This window comes from Flagellimonas abyssi (genome assembly GCF_019457905.1).
Taxonomy (GTDB): Bacteria; Bacteroidota; Bacteroidia; order Flavobacteriales; family Flavobacteriaceae; genus Flagellimonas; species Flagellimonas abyssi.
In genome coordinates this window covers 1-15054 of sequence record NZ_JAHZSV010000047.1, presented here as the reverse complement: position 1 = coordinate 15054, position 15054 = coordinate 1, and the positions used below count along the sequence as shown (strand labels likewise).

Annotated in this window: 18 protein-coding genes, 1 tRNA gene and 1 pseudogene; 7 read left to right on the top strand and 13 right to left on the bottom strand. The window is 42.4% G+C overall.

Annotated features, from left to right (window positions below; all coding sequences use genetic code 11):
* The first annotated feature begins 10 nt into the window (after positions 1-10).
* Both K1F36_RS18430 and K1F36_RS18425 read left to right on the top strand, forming a co-directional pair.
* A complete protein-coding gene (locus K1F36_RS18430; protein ID WP_207033871.1) occupies positions 11-964 on the top strand; it encodes a transketolase family protein in 954 nt (317 codons plus the stop codon).
* Between the two features lie 47 nt (positions 965-1011).
* The gene (locus K1F36_RS18425; protein ID WP_220115098.1) at positions 1012-1611 is read left to right on the top strand and encodes an outer membrane beta-barrel protein; all 600 of its coding nucleotides are present in this window, start codon (positions 1012-1014) and stop codon (positions 1609-1611) included.
* 71 nt (positions 1612-1682) lie between these two features.
* On the opposite strand, the gene K1F36_RS18420 is transcribed toward K1F36_RS18425, so the two are convergent.
* Positions 1683-2633, bottom strand: a complete 951-nt coding sequence (locus K1F36_RS18420) for an FKBP-type peptidyl-prolyl cis-trans isomerase (RefSeq protein WP_220115097.1) — start codon at positions 2631-2633, stop codon at positions 1683-1685.
* Positions 2634-2711: 78 nt separating this feature from the next.
* Here K1F36_RS18420 and K1F36_RS18415 point away from each other — a divergent pair, with 78 nt between their 5' ends.
* The gene (locus tag K1F36_RS18415; protein WP_220115096.1) at positions 2712-3083 is read left to right on the top strand and encodes an RNA-binding S4 domain-containing protein; all 372 of its coding nucleotides are present in this window, start codon (positions 2712-2714) and stop codon (positions 3081-3083) included.
* A 37-nt stretch (positions 3084-3120) separates the two neighbouring features.
* Positions 3121-3618, top strand: coding sequence for a phosphoribosyltransferase family protein (locus K1F36_RS18410; RefSeq protein ID WP_220115095.1), 498 nt, complete (start codon positions 3121-3123; stop codon positions 3616-3618).
* Here the strand turns inward: K1F36_RS18410 and K1F36_RS18405 are convergent.
* Positions 3610-4122: a shikimate kinase gene (locus K1F36_RS18405; protein ID WP_220115094.1), complete on the bottom strand. Its 513-nt coding sequence runs from the start codon at positions 4120-4122 to the stop codon at positions 3610-3612. The genes K1F36_RS18410 and K1F36_RS18405 overlap by 9 nt on opposite strands.
* 118 nt (positions 4123-4240) lie before the next feature.
* On the opposite strand from K1F36_RS18405, the gene K1F36_RS18400 reads away from it, so the two are divergent.
* Together K1F36_RS18400 and K1F36_RS18395 are read left to right on the top strand one after the other, a co-directional pair.
* A tRNA-Lys gene (locus tag K1F36_RS18400) sits at positions 4241-4313 on the top strand.
* A 226-nt stretch (positions 4314-4539) separates the two neighbouring features.
* Positions 4540-5751, top strand: coding sequence for a site-specific integrase (locus K1F36_RS18395; RefSeq protein WP_220115093.1), 1212 nt, complete (start codon positions 4540-4542; stop codon positions 5749-5751).
* 229 nt (positions 5752-5980) lie between these two features.
* Here the strand turns inward: K1F36_RS18395 and K1F36_RS18390 are convergent, their stop codons facing one another.
* Complete coding sequence (locus K1F36_RS18390; protein WP_220115092.1) at positions 5981-6241, bottom strand: type II toxin-antitoxin system RelE/ParE family toxin; 261 nt, start codon at positions 6239-6241, stop codon at positions 5981-5983.
* A gap of 3 nt (positions 6242-6244) precedes the next feature.
* On the bottom strand, positions 6245-6478 hold the full coding sequence (locus K1F36_RS18385) for an addiction module protein (RefSeq protein ID WP_220115091.1): 234 nt from the start codon (positions 6476-6478) through the stop codon (positions 6245-6247).
* 530 nt (positions 6479-7008) lie between these two features.
* On the opposite strand from K1F36_RS18385, the pseudogene K1F36_RS18380 reads away from it, so the two are divergent.
* Positions 7009-7296: pseudogene (locus tag K1F36_RS18380) on the top strand (hypothetical protein); the annotation flags it as partial.
* Between the two features lie 117 nt (positions 7297-7413).
* Here the strand turns inward: K1F36_RS18380 and K1F36_RS18375 are convergent.
* The 9 genes from K1F36_RS18375 to K1F36_RS18335 all read right to left on the bottom strand — a co-directional run.
* Positions 7414-8391, bottom strand: a complete 978-nt coding sequence (locus K1F36_RS18375; protein ID WP_220115090.1) for a nucleotidyl transferase AbiEii/AbiGii toxin family protein — start codon at positions 8389-8391, stop codon at positions 7414-7416.
* Positions 8388-9119, bottom strand: a complete 732-nt coding sequence (locus K1F36_RS18370) for a DUF6088 family protein (protein WP_220115089.1) — start codon at positions 9117-9119, stop codon at positions 8388-8390. The genes K1F36_RS18375 and K1F36_RS18370 overlap by 4 nt, the downstream gene beginning before the upstream one ends.
* A gap of 354 nt (positions 9120-9473) precedes the next feature.
* Entirely contained in the window at positions 9474-11327 is a 1854-nt protein-coding gene (locus K1F36_RS18365) for a SulP family inorganic anion transporter (protein ID WP_220115088.1), read from the bottom strand.
* A gap of 110 nt (positions 11328-11437) precedes the next feature.
* On the bottom strand, positions 11438-11827 hold the full coding sequence (locus K1F36_RS18360; protein ID WP_220115087.1) for a hypothetical protein: 390 nt from the start codon (positions 11825-11827) through the stop codon (positions 11438-11440).
* Positions 11824-12243: a GreA/GreB family elongation factor gene (locus K1F36_RS18355; RefSeq protein ID WP_207033887.1), complete on the bottom strand. Its 420-nt coding sequence runs from the start codon at positions 12241-12243 to the stop codon at positions 11824-11826. The genes K1F36_RS18360 and K1F36_RS18355 overlap by 4 nt, the downstream gene beginning before the upstream one ends.
* Before the next feature lie 65 nt (positions 12244-12308).
* On the bottom strand, positions 12309-13601 hold the full coding sequence (locus K1F36_RS18350; protein WP_220115086.1) for a Glu/Leu/Phe/Val family dehydrogenase: 1293 nt from the start codon (positions 13599-13601) through the stop codon (positions 12309-12311).
* Between the two features lie 241 nt (positions 13602-13842).
* Positions 13843-14451 (bottom strand): MCP four helix bundle domain-containing protein, encoded by a 609-nt coding sequence (locus tag K1F36_RS18345; RefSeq protein ID WP_207033891.1) that lies wholly within the window; start codon positions 14449-14451, stop codon positions 13843-13845.
* Entirely contained in the window at positions 14448-14606 is a 159-nt protein-coding gene (locus K1F36_RS18340) for a hypothetical protein (protein ID WP_220115085.1), read from the bottom strand. The genes K1F36_RS18345 and K1F36_RS18340 overlap by 4 nt, the downstream gene beginning before the upstream one ends.
* A 237-nt stretch (positions 14607-14843) precedes the next feature.
* The coding region (locus tag K1F36_RS18335) for a helix-turn-helix domain-containing protein (protein ID WP_313790087.1) at positions 14844-15054 on the bottom strand (211 nt) is incomplete at its 5' end.

The following is a 15054-nucleotide window of genomic DNA, read 5'->3' as shown; positions in this document are numbered from 1 at the left end:
AAAAGATACGATGACTAAATATACAGATCAAGGAAAACAGGACACCCGAAGCGGATATGGTGCCGGAATGACGGAACTGGGAAGAACCAATCCCAATGTAGTGGCCCTTTGTGCCGATTTGGTAGGTTCCCTTAAGATTGAAACCTTTATTGAAGAAAATCCAGAGCGTTTCTTTCAAGTAGGAATTGCAGAGGCCAATATGATGGGCATGGCGGCAGGTTTGACCATCGGTGGAAAAATCCCTTTTGCATCAACCTTTGCCAACTTTGCCACTGGACGTGTTTATGATCAAATCCGACAATCCATTGCATATTCTGACAAAAACGTAAAAATATGCGCTTCCCACTCCGGATTGACCTTGGGCGAAGATGGTGCGACCCACCAAATTTTGGAAGATATCGGTTTGATGAAAATGTTACCCGGGATGACGGTGATCAATCCTTGTGATTTCAACCAAACCAAGGCGGCCACCATTGCCATCGCAGAACATCATGGCCCCGTATATCTTCGTTTTGGAAGACCAAAAGTGGCCAATTTTACTCCTGTTGACCAAAAATTTGAAATCGGGAAGGCCTTAATGCTCAACGAAGGTACCGATGTAACTATTATTGCAACTGGACATTTGGTATGGCAGGCACTACTTGCTGCTGAAAGTTTGGAAAACCAAGGAATATCCGCGGAAGTGATCAATATTCACACCATTAAGCCTTTGGATGACAAAGCTATTTTGGATTCTGTGAAGAAAACCGGATGTGTGGTAACCGCTGAGGAACACAATTATTTAGGTGGACTTGGAGAGAGCGTGGCCCGTGTTTTGGCCAGCAATCATCCTGCTCCTCAAGAGTTTGTGGCCACACAGGATACCTTCGGGGAAAGTGGTACGCCAGAACAGTTGATGGAGAAATATGGCTTGAACAATAAAGCCATAGAAGCTGCCGTTTTAAAAGTGTTGAAACGTAAATAGTTTCAGGTATCCCCTATGGGGATATTTCATCTTTTAAAACAACACTTATGAAAAAAACTTTTTTAGTAGTAGCATTTGCCCTTATTGGCTCTGCTGCCATGGCCCAGAGTGGCTCAGGATTCGGTGTAAAGGCCGGTCTTTCTTACAACAAGAACGGTGACTTGATTAGTTCTGTAGGTCAAGGCGGTGAAGACATCGTAGAAGGTGCAGAAGGCAAAACAGGATACCATTTTGGTTTTTGGGGCAAACTGGACTTCCCCAAAATCTATCTAAGACCCGAATTGGTATATTCCAAAACCAAAAGTTCTTATGACGTTGCCGGGAGCTCCCAAGATTACGATGTGTCCAAGTTGGACCTTCCTGTACTTTTGGGCTATAAATTGATCGGGCCATTGCATATTTTTGCCGGTCCTGCTTTTCAATATACCCTTAAGAACGATTTGGAAGACTTGGAGGTAGAAGATGTGGAGAACGACTTTACCGTAGGTCTTAATGCAGGTGTCGGTGTCAATCTTGGCAGACTGGGATTAGATGTACGTTACGAAAGAGGTTTCTCTAAAAACGAAGCTGAGATTATAGATATTCCAGATGGTAGGGTAGATACAAGACCATCTCAGATAATTTTTGCAGCATCGCTAAAATTATAATATCCTATTAAGTACAATAAAAAAACCCGCTGCAATGCAGCGGGTTTTGATTTTTTATAAGCGGTTGTTTTTTAGTTGTCCGGATCTAAATAATCAGGGACTCCATCTCCATCCGAATCGGGATAAGGAATGATGATATTCCCGTTCTCGTCCGAAATCTCATCTCGTGTAGGTATACCATCACCATCGTCATCAGGGTCACGAAAATTGGCCAAACGACCATTGAAAGGCTCTACATCAAAGTCTGTGTTGTCATCTAACAAATACCCATTGCCATTTAAATCTTCGTCAATTGAAGGAATACCATCATTATCACTATCGGTATCCTCAACAAAAGCACCCAACTCCACTTTAAAGATTAGAGGGGCATATCTTGGTATTACCGAGGTAGTTGGATTATGAAAATATCCAAGACCGGATGGCATAATAATCAACCCTATTCCGCTATCGGCAATACTGTAGGTACCATCTGGATTATCTATGATTTGGTCGGGTGTTCCCGCTTTCATTTTTGCAACACCATTGGAGTAACCTTGAACGCTAAAGGAAAGTTCTTGCCAAGTAAATTCGGCTCTTTGATCAAAGGGAGTCCCATTCAACAAGGTCCCTTCATATTTCAACAAAGTAGAATCCGCATAGGTTGGGCTTTCTCCGCCGCCTTCCCGCGCTTCAATATAATACAGTTTGTGAGCTATATTCTCTTCTCCCGCACTAAGGCCCAAAAAACTTGATGATACATTAAAAGTAATGGATTCAGCATCTTCCATTAAAGGTCGTTTGTCGGCATTCTCACCAGCTATGGTATCAATAACTATCCTATAATCAAAACCCTCAGGTGGTGTTTCAAATTCTTCATAGTTGTAAAAGTGGGTGTTCAAAAACTCCCTAATGGTTTCGTCATCCTCCGGTGCAACATCGCTCAATAAGCTTGGCGGTATGGCTTCGGGGCCTCCATTATCATCATTTTTACAGGATAGCAGCGTTACCGCAAAACAAATAAATACTAAAATTCCGTACTTCATCAAGTCTGTTATTTAGGCGCGCAAGATACAATTTTCCATTATTTTTGTTCCGTCCGTTAACAAAGATTTGCGAAGACCATGCGAATAGACAAGTACCTTTGGTGCACCAGATACTTTAAAACACGAAGCATTGCCTCCAATGCGGTAAAAAAGGGCCATGTTAAGGTAAATGGCAGTGCCGTAAAGCCTTCACGGGATGTTTTCCCTATGGATAAAATCGTGGTACGGAAAAATCAAATCGACTATCAACTTACGGTTTTGGACGTTCCCGAGAGCCGTGTAGGAGCCAAATTGGTGGATATTTACCGAAAGGATACCACGCCAAAAGATGCCTTTGAACACAGCGAACTGCTTCAACATGCAAAAAAGCATTACCGAAAAAAAGGACTTGGTCGACCTACCAAAAAAGACCGTCGGGATTTGGACGACTTTTTGGACGAATCGGAATAAACCGTTTTCATATCTTTGAATCAACTATTGCGCAACTATGAGGAACCTTATTCTTAACCATGACCAGATACAGCACATTACCAAAAGAATCGCTTATCAGATTTATGAGACCAATGTGGACGAGGCTGAAATTGTGGTCGCCGGAATTAAAGGTGGCGGAGAAAGTTTTGCAAAAAAAATAGTCACCGTACTCAAAAACATAACCGATGCCAACATTGTGTTGTGCAAAATGGATATGGACAAGAAAAATCCGTTGGAAAGCGGCGTCAGTACCTCCCTTGCGGAAGATGGTTATAAAAATAAATCAATCGTTTTGGTGGACGATGTGCTGAATTCCGGCACTACTTTGATATATGGAACCCATCATTTTCTCAAAACGCCCATAAAACAACTTAAAACGGCCGTATTGGTGAACAGGAACCACAAAAAATATCCCATCAAGGCCGATTTTAAGGGTATTTCGTTATCCACCTCCTTGAACGAACATATAAAAGTTGATTTTGAGCCCAAGAACAATGCTGTCTACCTAGAGTAGTTCCTTGATTTCATCCACTACCGTTTCCACATCTTTGTCGTTGCAGTCCAAAATGTGTTTTGATTGTAAATAATAGGGCCTACGCTCAAACAAGTGCTTGCCTATAAATTCGGGAAGTTCCGAATCGGGAATATTTTTCACCAGCGGCCGGTTCACTTTTTCTTTTGAAATCCGGTTCACCAAATTGGGAATGCTCAAGTCAAGATAAATGGATGCATCGGCCTGTTCCAAAATGGTGGCCATATTGGTTCCATAGCACGGTGTGCCGCCCCCGGTTGAAATTATAATAGACTCTTCCTTTTCCAGAACCTCTTTTAGCATTTGATGCTCCAACTTCCTGAAAAAAATCTCTCCTTTTTCAGAAAAAATATTTTTTATGGATTTTTTTTGATTGGCTTCAATATAGTCGTCCAAATCGATGAACTCCATCTGTAAATGACTGGCCAACAATCGTCCAACGGTCGACTTTCCACTCGCCATATATCCCACTAACACAATTTTCATATTGATGAATTTTATCAGATTTCAAAAAAACACAAATTTATCTATAATTCACCTTGGAAAATAGATTATTGATGTTATATTTGCACCCGCTTAGCCAAACAGCTAGGCACAACTTGAAGACCTGATAGCTCAGTTGGTAGAGCATCTCCCTTTTAAGGAGAGGGTCCTGGGTTCGAGCCCCAGTCAGGTCACTTTTGAGCTTTCAAAAATATTCAAAAAGTCTGTAAGTCATTGATTTACAGGCTTTTTTGTTTTTATTGATTTCATTTTATATCAAATTGTACCCTATATCGCGGTGAACGATTCGGTGAACGGTTTTAGAATCCGCAAAAATGGCACCTGATCCATGTTAAAAACGATCCGAACATTTTTTTTCAAATGCTTTGGAACAAAATTGAATCAGTAAATCGATGACAAATGGAAACAAAAACATTCTCTTTAATCCACTATCTAAGAAAGGCTCAATTGGACAAAACCGGAAAAGCCGGTATCTATCTCAGGATTACCGTAAACGGTCAAAGGACAGAGCTCAGTATCAAACGAAAAACAACTCCCGAAAAATGGTGTTCCGTAAAAGGAAGGATAAAGGGTTCGGGCAAGGAGGCCAAAGAAATGAACCACTATATGGACCAGCTGGAATCCAAAGCTTATGAAATCCATTCAAAGTTGATGGTCAAAAAAAAGCCCTTCAATGCGGAGACCATCAAAAACAAACTACTGGGCAAAGGAACTGACCATAAAACACTCCTTGCCATTTATGAAGAACACAATGCCCAGATCAAAGAGTTGATCGGATCTGACTATTCCTATGGAGCGTACCGTAGGCATGTACGCACAATGAACCATCTTGCCGGCTTTATCCAAAAGGAATATAAAGTATCCGACCTATATGTAATGGAGGTGGATTTAAACTTTGTCAATGGATTTCACCATTACCTAAAGACCCAAAAAATCGGCAATCAAAATACGGTTACAAAATATGTGGTCAACTTCAAAAAAATAATGAGGATGGCCTTTGCCAATAATTGGGTGAAAAAGGATCCTTTCTATTCTTGGAAGGCCGAATGGAAAAAGGTGCAAAGAGATGTCCTGACCGAAGCAGAACTTAGATCCCTGATCGAATTGCAACTCGAGTCAAAAAGCTTGGAGCAAGTGAGGGACATTTTTGTTTTCTGTTGCTTTACCGGATTGGCCTATGTGGACGTCAAAAAGCTTTCAAACAATCACATAGTAAATGGTATAGAAGGCAAACGATGGATCAAGATCAAAAGAGCAAAAACCGATTCATTGAGCAGTGTGCCATTGCTGCCCATTGCTGAAAAAATACTGCTCAAATATAAAGATCATTCGCAAAGCTTGCTTACAACAAAACTACTACCGGTGATCAGCAACCAAAAAACCAACGCTTACTTAAAGGAAATTGCTTCCACCTGCAGGATTAAAAAGAAACTTACCTTTCATCTGGCACGACACACTTTTGCAACAACGGTGACCCTGTCCAATGGTATTTCAATTGAATCGGTAAGCAAGATGCTAGGGCACCAATCTTTGAAGACCACACAAATCTATGCCAAGGTAATAGACAAGAAATTGTATGATGATATGAGCATACTGAAGGATAAGTATTAGTAAACCATCATGTGGAGACACAGGATATATAACCGCCCCACCGGATAAAATTGAACACCCTCGAAACGAATATAAAATCTAATTTTCAATTCACTACAACCAAATGTCGGGTGGCTCAAATTTTCCGTTTTTGGCGGTCGCAACCATCCGGCTCACCCAATCCGTCCCATCCAACAGAACAAAAGAATGGTGGTTTTAGGAACGAAAAAACGTGCTTTGCTTTGGAGAATTATTTTTTCTTCTTCTCTGGATTTTGCCAAGTGTTGAACACAGAGTATACAATCAGAAATGGAAAACGTTTTATGAATGCTTCCCGGTAGGGTTTCCGCTTTTGAGGAAAGTGTTTCGGGTTCGAAACAATCCTCTCAAAATAACTGTCCAAATGTTCCAAGAATTCCCCGCCCAATCCCGTTCGTTTTTCTTGATAATAAAGATACGCCTCGATGATTTCCCAATTGGCCTCATCCTTGATCTCCAAAATATAGGCCATCTATTAACCGGCGTTTCTTGCATTCCTTTTAACCTGTTCCCAAGTAAGGGATTTACTCTCGCCCCTCAAATGGGCCTCCCTTCGCCTATCAATCATTTTGTATTGCTCTTCGTCCAAGATAAGTTCTTGCTCGTCCTTTTGGTAGCTTTCGGCCAATGCTTTTATCATTTTCAAAAGTCTTATGTCTGCCGTGTCCACGTACTCCTTGACCGTATTCCTTAAATCGATTGTTGCCATGATAGCTTCCTTTTCTTAGAATAAAGGCACAAATTCTGTTCCATAGGAACTGTCCTTTCAAATGTATAACCAAGAAAACATCAGTTAGACTCATAGTTAAAAGTCATTTTTTTTTGTAAGTCCAGATTAAGGAGCCGTTGAAGTCCTAGAAGTCAGAAAGGCTAATTTCGGTTTGACTTATGAAGCTTTTTTGAAATCTATTCGATGTTCTTTCTTGCCAAAAGTATTTAAAGTTTTACAAAAAAAACTTGTCTTATTCGGACAAAACCTTCTTTAGAAAAAGATATAAGAAATCAAGCTCTCCAACATATCATTTACTTTACCATTAGCGCAATGCTAATGTTTATACCTGTTGTTCAATATATTTTTGCGGACAGAATGGTACCAAATGATTCCCGATTTTTTCCCATTAAAAAAGTTACTTCTATATCCAAGAGGGATTTCTGAAATAATATTTGGAAGAATACTGGCTAAAAAAACACCGCTTTAAACCAAAAAAAGAATAAAAAATCAATTCCTTGAAATAGACCATCAAGAGTAGTGATTTTTCCCAATATACCATTGTTGGGATGAAAACCTTGGCCGTACTGTTCTTTCTGATCAACATCCTGAAGAAATACAACGAGGGCATCGCGGCTACCGAGGGCCATACCTGGGGCCTCGCCCCTACGGACTTGGCCAAAAACTTTACGGTGGTCTTGTTGGTCATCTTCTCCACCGAAGTGTTGGGCGTCTTTGACGGCATTTTGGTCGCCATCGAATCCCGGTACCGAGACACGGCTCCGGCACTTCGGTCCGCTTTGTGGTGGTCTATCCCAAGTTCACCCTGAATTCAGAGGAACGCTTACAAGTAAAAGTATTGGAAACCAAAGGAAGCCGCAATCTTACCTTAAAACTGCGCTGATCATTTCTCGAACAGGGCAAGGGTCCAATTCTTAAAACGAAACCTCCCATTCAACACGTGACAAACGATTTGAAACTTTTTTGATTGTCGCCAATATTTCCTCCTCTTTTGGCAACGCCCCGTAGACCAAAAACTTAAATTGATTTTGATAGGTGTCCTTAAGTTGATGCCATGTTTCTTCTGGACCATTAAAAATCAATGCCTCTTTTGGATGGTATCGCAACCAGTCGTTATTGTTCTTAAAGCTTTGTACATCGTCATGGGCCACTTTTAGGAGCATCGCATCAAAATCATCTGAATCCAAAAAATTTTGTACCGTTTCATCTTTCAACAACTGATGCATATCGTACACATGTCTGATTTTGGCATTCAAGTCTGTAATGGGTTGTTCAGTATGGGAAAACCGTACCAAGCTCATTATTTTTTCGCAAAGCGTTCTTCGGGAATCCAATACAAGAACTTCAAAAGGCAAAAGGTTGTATTCTTCGGCCAGTACCTTTTGGCCAGTGGCAATCATCATATCATAGATATAACTATTCAGCACCTTTTTTGAATAAGGTTCAAAATAACCCAACCATGTGGCCTCTATGATGATGGCGTCCCTTACTTGCCCGTAATCCCCCTTGAAAATTTTCGGGTAGTTGTAGGCTATTTTTCTGATCATTCCCATTTTGTTGGTAATCCCTTGTATCTTCACTTCTACAAAGGGTCCGCCAATTTCATTAGTAATTTTTTTGAGCTTGGCCTTTAATTGGTTCCCTGTCTCTTCCTCTTTCCGGATTACGACCAAGTCTATATCCTCGGAAAAACGTTCAATGTAGGTGTAGTACTTTGACAGGGCCGTTCCGCCCTTGAAAATGACTTCATCTTTGATGGCACTTTCAAAAATGAGTTTTAGGGCATAGCATACCCAATAGTCCTTTTCGATATAGATATCCAAAATACCCATTCGCTCTGCGGTTGCCTGCACCGCTTGTCTGAAAAGTTGTTCGTTCTCGTGCAATTTCATTTTATATTCCAGTATTTGGCATTTGGCAACACCTTTTCAGAAATATCAAGATCATAGACCGTTATTGGGTTCAGACTATCCTGAAGGTCCCGTATTTCCGTTTCCGCCCTACAACTAATCTCCCTGAGCAATGCGCCCAACAAGGCCCTAGTGGCAGGGGAATATTTAAAAGCCAGTTTTATAAGCTTTACCTGCTCGCTGGTTTTCAATTCTCGTAATAATGCCATCAGCCGAATACAACTTTTTTCAATGGTGGTATCCGGTATTTTTTTGATGTAACGTATGGCATCCAACAATCGCAACAGGGGAATGCTTTCCCTAGTAATGGTATTCTTTTGTTTGATGAACGAAATTCTGAAACGCCCTCTTTTGAAAGGTGGTCTTATCTCTCGTTTACCTATCTGTATCGTACTGCTGACCTGAGTGGTAAGCCCTAGTGAATTATAAACGCTATACCCTGTGATATATCCCACTAGTTTACCATCTTCCTCCAACAAATCCTTTACAATTTGATGCTGGTCGGGAAGCAAGGCGCCGAATACGGTTTCTTGCGGCTTGAAATATTTACCTTTGGACAACTTGTTTATTTTCCCGGAACCGGCCATCCTATTGAGATGTTTAATGATGGCCTCCCTCTTGGTCACCTCACTGATAAAATCCATATAGGTGAACACATATCCCTTGGGCAACTTATTGATCTTTTCTTCAATATATTCAGAGGTTTTCATTGAAAATGATTTGCACAAAGATATTCAAAATGTCCAGTTTATTCATTAAAAAACTGGACATACTAATGACTAGTAATAACTTTATTTGTGTTCTTTCATTGGTCCTTTTACCTTTGAAGCAAAATGTTCAGCTTCAAAGGTAAAAGGACCATACCGTTACATCATCCAAACCATCATGTTAAGGGCTTCAAATCTCTTATGCCTATGGACAATAACCCTTTATCTTCTCGACCCCAAACACTCCCATTTTGGCAAACATCTATGTGTTATATTAGGACCGCCACCAAAGTTCATTTCCCGAACAAGTACCGATCAGTTGATCATGTAGAACAGCTTTTTTTGACACCAGCGGCTCTATCTTTGACTTCTGATAAAGTTGGTACAGGCCTCAAAATCATCGAATATTTGATTTTCCGGAATCAATGATGGAATCAAATCGACCCGCTCCATCATATATTTGGGTTGCTCGAGGACATGTACAAAGAGTACCGTGATAGCTTTATTTTTAAGTTCTATCAATATGTCCTCAAGGGTATATAGCCCCGATTGGTCCAAATACTGCATCCGGTCCATTCGTATGACCACCATGGAGGCGGTTTTCGGTATTTGTTTGGCCAATTGTTGAAACTCGCTTGTAGACCCAAAAAACAAAGGTCCGTTCAAGTGTTTGATAAAAACCTCCTTTTTGAGATCCTCTGGAAAGTTCGCTTCATCCGCCCAACCCTTTTCTTCCAGTAAGGTCTTGACATCCGATTGCCTGGCCGTTAAGTCCCCCATTTTTTTCATGAACATCAGGGAGGCGATTACCAATCCGATACCCACGGCGTAGACCAAATTCCAAACGGAGGCCAAGACCATGACCACCAACATGACCACCACCTCGGAACTGATCTTCAAAGGTCCGAATTTGACATCTCTGGGCAGATACGGTATGGCCCTGAGCCCCTTGTAGTCGATTACCCCAATCCCCACGGTAACCAGGATGCCGGCAAGAACGGCGGCCGGTATTTTGGAAGCGATGGGCCCTAAGGCCAACAATACGACAAGCAACAGGATTCCCGCAATCATACCCGATAATCTGGTCTTACCACCGGCATTGATATTGACTACAGTACGGATGGTCGCCCCCGCTCCGGGGATACCCCCAAAAATGGCCGCTATACTGTTACCGATGCCCTGCCCCATCAATTCCTTGTTGGGCTTATGCTGTGTTTTGGTCATATTGTCCGCGACCACAGAGGTCAATAGCGAATCTATGGCTCCCAAAAGTGCCAGGGTCAAGGCTGTAAAAATATAGGGTGTTATCGAATTTAATTTGAATTCACTGAAGATGTCCAAATGGGGAACGGGAAAACCGCTGGGTATTTGTGGGATGGGCCTGTAATCCAAGCCTATCCCATAGGCCGCCCCTGAAACGACCAACAATGCGACCAATGCACTGGGAATGGCGCTAGTGATTCTTTTAAAGCCATAGATGATCACAATGGTAGCCAGGGCCAGGGCAAATTCCAACCAATCGATCCGTTGCAGGGCCATTGGCAAAACCTTGATTGTACCGATGACCCCGGAAGCATCTTTATTGGCCAAGGTCCGGGCCTCTTTCAGGATATTTTCCTCAGATGCCTCCCCCGCCCTGTCCAGGGTTTCTTGAAAATCCTCAAGCACCAGTATTCCCCCATTCGATTCTTCATTAAGGATATCCCTGAGGATAACCTCTTTCGCCCGAGGTCTGAATCGGTCCACAAATGCTTCATCTTCCGTTGGGTAATAGCCCATGGAAGGCAACAGCTGGGTAACAAGGATGATTACACCAATGGCCGTCATAAAGCCTGAAACCACAGGATACGGAATATAGCGAACATATTTTCCAAGTCCTGCAAGGCCCAATAGGATTTGTAACAACCCTGCCAATAGAAATACCGATAAAATGGCTGGCAATGCCTTCTCCAGATTACCATCGTTCATGGCCACGATACCGGCAACCACGACCATGCCAACAGCGGTCATAGGTGCCGTTGGACCGGATATCTGGGTATTGGTGCCACCGAACAAGGCAGCGAAAAAACTGATGAAAATGGCACCGTACAAACCGGCACTGGGACCCAAACCCGAGCTGACACCAAAGGCCAGGGCCAAGGGCAGGGCGACAATGCCTGCCGTGATACCACCAAAAAGGTCTCCTTTAAATTTGGAAAAAAAGTGCTTCATAAAAATGTTGATTGTTTACTTATGTCCCATGCTCGGTTACTTTAGAACAGCGTATTCTCAGCGATCTTCACATATGCTCTAACCACCGATCGATCCTTGTATTGAGGTTTTCAGTTGAAACGTTCCAAGATTTTCGAGAACAGCAACAACTTGATCTGTGAATAGCTTTTTATATGGCCCATATAACCATCTCGGTTTTTCTCATGGGTGTTGAGATAATAGGCATCACATTCCATGGTATCGCATTCGATGGCATTCAACATGGTACGTTCATAGCGGTACAATGTTCCCAACCGAAGTTGATTATCCCTTTGGATCGCCAAAAGCCGTTGGTTCATGGACGGATCCCCCAACAACCTTTTTTCCAATTGGATCAAGTACTGCAGTTCTTCATTGACTCCTTCCATGGTCTCTGTCCAATTGGTGATTTCCAATTTGTCCTTTTTACTGATGATCCGGCTTATGGATTCATGAAAATAGGGGCGGTTGACGGATTTCATAGTACCATGTTCAGGTTGATGGACTCATTTTCCTGTTCGATGTGCTCAATGGTCAGTTTCTGGTTGCCCGATGGAAATTCCCAAACTATGCAATCTCCTTTGGCGTACCCCATTACCGCGGACCCCATGGGCGTTAATATGGATATGCAATCGTTCTTGACATCACTTTTCTTGGGAAGTACCAATTTGAATTTTTTATGCCACCCATTTTCGGAAACAATCGTGACATTGGAATTGAACCGTATCACATCCTTGGGCATATCCTTCTCATCCAATATCTTCGCGGTCTCCAATTCCCCGGCCAACTTCCTTACCGATTTTCTCCATGTACTGTCCTGATGGTATCCCGAAAGGTTCATCAACCTTTTGAGTAGGACATATTCCTTTTTTTCAATCAACAGACTATCGTATTTCATTGTATTAATTTTATGGATTATGGGTTTCGCTGGATCAGTTCCGGCAAAACCCTTCGTTTTTTTTATTATGGGAATATGCCCCGCTGTACATAGGTTTCCTCAAGTCGCTCTATGGCAATGACAAAGGCAGCCGTTCTCATGTCCAGGTTCTTTGTTTTTGTTTTGTACATGACCTTGTTGAACGATTCCCGCATCTTTCTTTCCAGTTTCTCCAATACCTCGTCCAACTGCCATATTTCCCCATTGCGATTCTGCAACCATTCAAAATAGCTGCCTATTACACCACCGGAATTGCACAGGATATCCGGTATGATGTCAATGCCCCGCTTCAAAAGTATCTCCTCCGCCTTTACATCGGTCGGTCCATTGGCCCCTTCGGCAATCAAGCGGGCCTTGATGTCATGGGCATTATCCACTGTGACCTGGTTGCCCAATGCCGCAGGTATACAAATGTCACAGTCCAAACCAAAAAATTCGGCATTGTCGATGACATTTGCCCCTGCAAAGCCCGATATACTGCCCTTTTTGGCCTTCGCATAGTCCAAAAGTTTTTCCGGGGAAATACCCTCATGGTTGTGGATACTACCATAGGCATCCTGTACGGCAATTAGAATGGCTCCTTCTTTTTTTAGAAAATGGGACGCCCAATAGCCCACATTACCAAACCCCTGTACAATGAATGTTTTGTTCTTTAGGTCAATCGTATTGTGTTCCGCCCAAAATTTGATGGTCAGGAAAACCCCATAGCCCGTTGCCCGGTCCCTTCCTTCAGAACCTCCGGCACCAATGGGTTTTCCCGTGACCACATGCAGGTTCTTCGAGCGTTCATTGGGGGATTTGGTGGACATATAGGTATCCAAGATCCAGGCCATGGTTTGCGGGTTGGTGTTGACATCAGGCGCAGGAATATCCAGTTCCGGTCCAATATTGTCCCCAAGGGCATAGGTAAACCTTCTGGTGATCCGTTGCAGTTCGTCTTGGGAATATTTGGTGGGATCCAACTGTATCCCTCCTTTGGCCCCACCATAGGGCAATCCGGCCAAAGAGGTCTTCCACGTCATCCACATGGCCAGGGCCCTGGCAGCGTCAATGTCCACCGTGGGGTGGTAACGCAATCCTCCCTTGTAGGGCCCCAGTGCATTGTTGTGCTGAACACGGTAGCCCGTAAATATCTCTACCTCCCCATTGTCCATGCGTACGGGAAAATGCACAACGAATTCATTATTGGTGACCTCCAGTATCTTTCTGATGTTGGTATTCAGCTCGATAATATCCGCTGCATTGTTGAACTGTCGCATAACGTTGTACAACATGCCTTGTTTTGGCTGCTTTTTTTTTGATGTTAAAGTTGTTGTCATAAATAACTGTTTTTTGGGTGCCTCGTACCCTCTGATTGTTTGTTAATACATTTCATCCGAAAACACGATGGTAGGTTCATTCTTATCATCCATATGATGTCGATATTCATTACATAGGTTGATATTTGACCTATCGCTGCTCAGAACGCAGTACGATCTGTGAACACAGGTAGAGCATAAGCTCCGTTTAAATTGGTTCATGGGACTGTTCATTTTATTTAGGTTCTTTTCTTGTTTAAAATCAATGGATGGGATATAGTGTTCTGATCGGCTGAAAGGCCAGTACCAATATGGAAACTCCTATAATGATCAAAAAAGCGATTTCCAATTGGGACAACATCACATTGACACTCAATGATTTCTCTGAGATCTCTGTAAGATGTCCACTCTCTTCGATTTGAATTTCCTCAAGAGCATCCAAGGTTGTTTTGGTCGATTGGATATGCCCCAACATTTTTGATTTGGCATCCTCCCGGTCCACCGTTGACAGGTCATAGGAGCGCAAGCTCGAAAATTGCCGGCGCAGGCGTTTTAAAAATGTTGCCTCCTCTCGTGTCAACTCGGTAGCGGCAAAATCGTCAAGGATGGTCGTGATCTGTCCATAGCTTTCATTATCCTTTACTGTGCTGTCATCTCCCGACACCTCCAATTCCCTATCGTGCAGATAAATCCTCAATTGATAGATATAGTCCTGTACGACAACTCGATCGCCATACATCGATTCGATGGTGTTCTGTACCGTTGAAAAATGCCTACGGTCCAAGAGATTGGAGCCCAGTACCAATAAAAATGCAACGGCCATTACAAATCCGACCAATATGCGTTGTTTCCATGTGAGTTTTGCATTCATATCTTCTTTTCTTGAACAATGGCTTTCTGCAAATTTTCCTTCAACAAGGCCAATACAGTTCCATGGGTATAATCTTCCAAGCCCAATGGCCCTTGTAAGTATTTTTTGACCATCAAAAAGTCATACCTTTCCAAAACAAGATTGCCGTATTTCATAGCTTGCCCTACCATCGTTATGTGTTGTTTTGTCACCGTAGTGCCGGAGTATATTACCTTGATCCGTTCTACTTGAAACTATTTGGTACACTATATGGCAAATGGCATGCCTTGAAAGGCAAAAAGAAGAAAACAAAACACAATTAATTGATTTTCAGTAATCAACATATTAAAATGGGAAAAGTGGAAAAATGAAAAGTGGGAAGTTTCTATCCAGTTGGTCAAAAGCTGACCAGGTCAATCAAGTTTGTCACGAAGGGTTTTTCTACTGATCTTTAAAATCTTTGCTGCTTTGGTCTTGTTCCCTTCGGCATACAGTAGCACCCGTTTGATATATTGTCTTTCCATGTCCCTCAAGGGCATGGGTTCCTCCTCGGGAAATTCTATCTCATATTTTAAAAAGTCCGGTAAGTCTTTTACACCGATCGGGCCATCCGCCATGATCACG

Excerpts from the sequence above, each read along its gene's own strand:
- K1F36_RS18385 (WP_220115091.1), bottom strand. The coding sequence starts at position 6,478 with ATGGCAACAATCGATTTAAGGAATACGGTCAAGGAGTACGTGGACACG.
- K1F36_RS18420 (WP_220115097.1), bottom strand. The coding sequence starts at position 2,633 with ATGAAGTACGGAATTTTAGTATTTATTTGTTTTGCGGTAACGCTGCTA.
- K1F36_RS18355 (WP_207033887.1), bottom strand. The coding sequence starts at position 12,243 with ATGAAATACGATAGTCTGTTGATTGAAAAAAAGGAATATGTCCTACTC.
- K1F36_RS18425 (WP_220115098.1), top strand. The coding sequence starts at position 1,012 with ATGAAAAAAACTTTTTTAGTAGTAGCATTTGCCCTTATTGGCTCTGCT.
- K1F36_RS18340 (WP_220115085.1), bottom strand. The coding sequence starts at position 14,606 with ATGAAATACGGCAATCTTGTTTTGGAAAGGTATGACTTTTTGATGGTC.
- K1F36_RS18350 (WP_220115086.1), bottom strand. The coding sequence starts at position 13,601 with ATGACAACAACTTTAACATCAAAAAAAAAGCAGCCAAAACAAGGCATG.
- K1F36_RS18375 (WP_220115090.1), bottom strand. The coding sequence starts at position 8,391 with ATGAAATTGCACGAGAACGAACAACTTTTCAGACAAGCGGTGCAGGCA.
- K1F36_RS18395 (WP_220115093.1), top strand. The coding sequence starts at position 4,540 with ATGGAAACAAAAACATTCTCTTTAATCCACTATCTAAGAAAGGCTCAA.
- K1F36_RS18430 (WP_207033871.1), top strand. The coding sequence starts at position 11 with ATGACTAAATATACAGATCAAGGAAAACAGGACACCCGAAGCGGATAT.
- K1F36_RS18415 (WP_220115096.1), top strand. The coding sequence starts at position 2,712 with ATGCGAATAGACAAGTACCTTTGGTGCACCAGATACTTTAAAACACGA.
- K1F36_RS18365 (WP_220115088.1), bottom strand. The coding sequence starts at position 11,327 with ATGAAGCACTTTTTTTCCAAATTTAAAGGAGACCTTTTTGGTGGTATC.
- K1F36_RS18345 (WP_207033891.1), bottom strand. The coding sequence starts at position 14,451 with ATGAATGCAAAACTCACATGGAAACAACGCATATTGGTCGGATTTGTA.
- K1F36_RS18410 (WP_220115095.1), top strand. The coding sequence starts at position 3,121 with ATGAGGAACCTTATTCTTAACCATGACCAGATACAGCACATTACCAAA.
- K1F36_RS18370 (WP_220115089.1), bottom strand. The coding sequence starts at position 9,119 with ATGAAAACCTCTGAATATATTGAAGAAAAGATCAATAAGTTGCCCAAG.
- K1F36_RS18390 (WP_220115092.1), bottom strand. The coding sequence starts at position 6,241 with ATGGCCTATATTTTGGAGATCAAGGATGAGGCCAATTGGGAAATCATC.
- K1F36_RS18360 (WP_220115087.1), bottom strand. The coding sequence starts at position 11,827 with ATGAAATCCGTCAACCGCCCCTATTTTCATGAATCCATAAGCCGGATC.
- K1F36_RS18405 (WP_220115094.1), bottom strand. The coding sequence starts at position 4,122 with ATGAAAATTGTGTTAGTGGGATATATGGCGAGTGGAAAGTCGACCGTT.